At 39.0% G+C, this 1,114-nt stretch carries 1 pseudogene; it reads left to right on the forward strand.

What is annotated here, in order from left to right:
• Positions 1 to 66 precede the first annotated feature (66 nt).
• Positions 67 to 1,104 (forward strand): annotated as a pseudogene (locus tag GW12_RS12520) (IS4 family transposase); the annotation flags it as partial.
• Positions 1,105 to 1,114 lie beyond the last annotated feature (10 nt).

Genomic DNA, 1,114 nt, shown 5'->3' on the forward strand with positions numbered 1-1,114 from the left:
AAGTGGGGACTAAATTAAGGCTTATAGGATCGCTTGGTAAGGCTGTGTTAGCCGGATGCTTAAGTAGTACAAGCACGACAACGTTTAGGATCAGAACCTTTAAATGCGCTATTTTCTTTACTTAGCCAAGCCTGGTTTGAAGAATCTCAGCAGCAATACTCAAACTTTCACGGTCTGAGTGTGTGCGCTGTTGATGGTGTTGTTTGGTCTATGCCTTATACAGATGAGAATTTTGCACACTTTGGTTCATCTAAAGGAAAAACTGCTGATGCTCCTTATCCACAAGTGAGAGCAACCTGCTTAGTAAATACCGCGACCCATGAAATTATAGATGCTCAAATAGGCAGTATGGATCAAGGTGAACTCACACTGGCAAGCCAATTATCTCCTTGTTCACACAGTATTACCCTATTTGATCGAGCCTATTTCTCTGCAGATTTTCTCATCGGGTGGCAAAAACGTGCAGAAGAAAGTCATTGGCTTATGCGTGCAAAAGATAATTTACGGTATGAGATTGTGGAGCGTAATTCGCAACATGACTTTCATATTAGAATGCCGATATCAACAAGAGCTAAAAAACTTAATCCAGCCTTAGGAGATTATTGGGAAGCACGTCTCATTGAGGTTGAGCAGGCAGGTAAGATTAGACGTTATATCACTTCACTAATAGATTCAAAGAGATATCCATTATTAGCTTTAGCAAAACTCTATGCCCAGCGTTGGGAAATAGAAATGTGTTACCGAGAAATCAAGAGTAACTTACAGGAAGGGAAGCATTTAAGGAGTAAACAACCTACCTTGATTTATCAAGAGTTATGGGGAGTCTTTATTGCCTATAATATTCTAAGAAGACAAATGAAATATATGGCTCAACGTGCAAAAGTCAGTCCTTTGAGAATGAGCTTTCATATTACCTCTATTGCTATCCTTAACCTATTGAAGTTTGATTCTTTGGCTTCCGCAGGCAATTTGCCTAAACATCTAGAAAGTTTAATGGAAAAATCTAAAAGGTATGTTTTACCGAAAAAAAGAAGTAGAAACTACCCACGAGTTGTGAAAGGGAAACCACAGAAATACCCAAAAAAATGCCAGTCAATCTCTTAACTGACTGGCA

The sequence above is a fragment of the Acinetobacter sp. HR7 genome, assembly GCF_000773685.1.
GTDB classification, from domain to species: Bacteria; Pseudomonadota; Gammaproteobacteria; order Pseudomonadales; family Moraxellaceae; genus Acinetobacter; species Acinetobacter thermotolerans.